This window comes from Cupriavidus sp. 01L46 (assembly GCF_056399905.1).
Window position 1 is genome coordinate 1 of sequence record NZ_JBFTSF010000506.1, and the last position, 2,557, is coordinate 2,557.

A 2,557-nucleotide genomic window follows, 5' to 3' on the forward strand; every position below is an offset into this window, starting at 1 on the left:
CCCGTTGCCCGGTGGGTTTGTCGACGATGTGAAGCCAAAGGAAAAGCAAGGTATGAGGCGTTTCGAATTCCGCAGCGACAGCTCCAGCAAATTCTGGGAAGTGGAGCAGGACGACGCGCAGCTCAACCTGCGCTGGGGCAAGATCGGCACCCATGGCCAGAGCCAGAGCAAGCCGTTTGCCGATGCCGCCAAGGCGGCTGCGGCCATGACCAAGCTGATTGCCGAAAAAACCGGCAAAGGCTATGTGGAGGCGCAGGTAGCGGCCGGCGCCAGCATCGGGGCCACAGCGCAGCCGGCGCCTGCCGCCTCCCCGTCCCCCGCCTCCCCGGCCGCCGCGCCCGCCGCCGCCATTCCCCAGGACACCGCCCCGGCCTCGCCGCCCCGGGCGCAAGCACCGGAACCCGTTGCGCCGATCGCAGCCGCCATCGCGCCTGCCGTGCCCGCCGCGCGTGGCGACTTGCCACCCTGGCTGGAGGGGGGCGCCGCCGTGCTGATGCCAGAATCGCTCAAGGACCTGGCCCGGCCCAGCCGGCGCCATCCCGGCGACGCGCCCGCCGAGCCGCTGGACCCGATGCGGGCCTGGCTGCGCGTGCGCGAATCCCTGCTCAAGCACGTGCAGCCGGAAATCGACGCCAGCGCCGCCCATTGGCAGGCGGCTTATGCCGAGGCATGGCAGCGCGTGGAAAGCCGCCGCATGGAGGGCTCGCCCGCGTCCGACGCGGTGCTGATGACAATCCTCGTCAAGCTGTCTTCCCAGCATTACCGCGACGACGTGGAGCTGGGCGCCAATGGCATGGCCTTCATGGCGGGCCGGCTCGGCCTGGAAGGCGCGGTGGATGCGTTGCTGACCGCGCAGACCATGGGCACGGAGCTCGGCTGGGTGCGTGATACGCGCAAGCGCCGCCTGAGCCTGAACGATAACGTCGACAGCGCGCACGGCACCGGCTACGCAGGCATCCACAGCGATGCCGAGTGGGCGCTGCGCGCCCTGCTGGCGCGCGCGGAGCCCGCGCAGTGGCAAGCCTGCGCGGACAAGATCCGCGCGGCCCTGCCGCTGCTGCCGCCGTCGCGCCARCCGGTCATGGCCATGCTGCTGCCCGACCTGCCCGAGCTCAGCAACGAGACCGCGCAGCGCCTGCAAGGGCCACAGGCGCCGGCGTCGCTGCACTGGCTGCAGATGACCGTGACCGATCCCGCGGCGCTTGCGCTCGCGCAGCGGCAGAAGGTAGAGGGCTGGGGCAGCAATTTCTGGGGCGTGGAGACCATGGTGGCCACCGTGCTGCGCGAGCGCGGCGCCGACGCGTTACCCATCCTGGCGCCAGGCGCGGCCCTCGAAGAGGCTGGCGAAGGCCTGGCGGCCATCGGCCTGCCCGAAGCCGTTGCCGCGCTGGCACGGGTGGCGACCAACGGCAAGCCCGCCATGGCACGCTTCCAGCAGGCTACCGCCCGCTGGCCGTTGGCGGCGCTTGGCGCCTTGCCCGGCCTGGCGCTTGCCGGTGGCAAGGATGCCAGCCTGTACACGGCCAGCCTGGCCGCGCTGCTGCAGGCGCATGCCGCCGAGGCCGAGCGCGTGCTGCCGTGGCTGAGCCCGGCCGAGGGCGATCTGGTGAAGCAACTGCAGGCCAGGCTGGCGCAGCCTGCCGAGGCGGCCGCCGTTGAAGACCTGCCCACGGTGCTGGCCGATCCGCCCTGGCTTGGCAAGAAGCGCGTTGCCGCCACCGGCCCGCTGACGCTGGCGCCGCTGGATCTTCCGGCGGTCGAGCGCTGGGCCGAGGGCAAGCGCGAGGAATGGGCGTCGATGAGCGACTGGCAGGTGCGCCGCTACGACCCGGCCAAGGCTCGCGATGTGCAACTGCTGGCGAGCGACCTGGGGTTCGGCAACGCGCGCGGCAAACAATCCGGCCTGCTCGAGCAGGCCATGCTGGCGATTCGCCAGCGCGATGCGCAGGCGCTGTTCGCCGCCTGGCAGGCCCTGCGCAAGCTCACCAGCTGGTGCTCGCTCGACGCCATGATGGCGGCCTTGCTGCCCGAGGAACTGGCACTGCCGCTGTTCAATATGGTGGCCGCGCAGAGCACAACCCACAACGACAGCTATATGGCAGCCAGGTTCGGCCTGCGGGTACTGCCCGGCGTGCTGGGCACGGTGCGCCGCGCGCCCACCGAGGGGCTGCCGCTGGCGATGCCGTTTGGCGCGGTCGAGCTGGCGGCGCCGGCGGCGCGCGCGCTGGCCAGGCTCAAGTCGCTGCGCGAAGTGGGCCGGGCCTGGCTGCTGCGCCATCCGGAGCATGCTGTAGCCGGCCTGATCCCGGCCGCGGTGGGCCGCATTGGCGAGGCGCGCGACAACGCCGCCACGGCGCTGCGCATGCTGGCCGGCGAGGGGCACGAGGCGCTGGTGATGGAAGTGGCGCAGCGCTTCGCCCAGCGCGACGCCGCCCCCGCCATCGTGGCCGCCGTACGCGGGGTGCTGGATGAAGATCCGCTGCAGCGCTTCCCGGCCAAGCTGCCCAAGCTGCCCGAGTTCTACCAGCCCGGCAGTTTCCGCCGCCCCGTGCTTGCC

General features: G+C 72.0%; 1 protein-coding gene. It reads left to right on the forward strand.

Annotated elements, in window-relative coordinates; all coding sequences use genetic code 11:
- Positions 1 to 52 precede the first annotated feature (52 nt).
- Positions 53 to 2,557, forward strand: a 2,505-nt coding sequence (locus tag AC1DS3_RS37600) for a WGR domain-containing protein (protein ID WP_477129244.1), incomplete at its 3' end; no start/stop codon positions are given.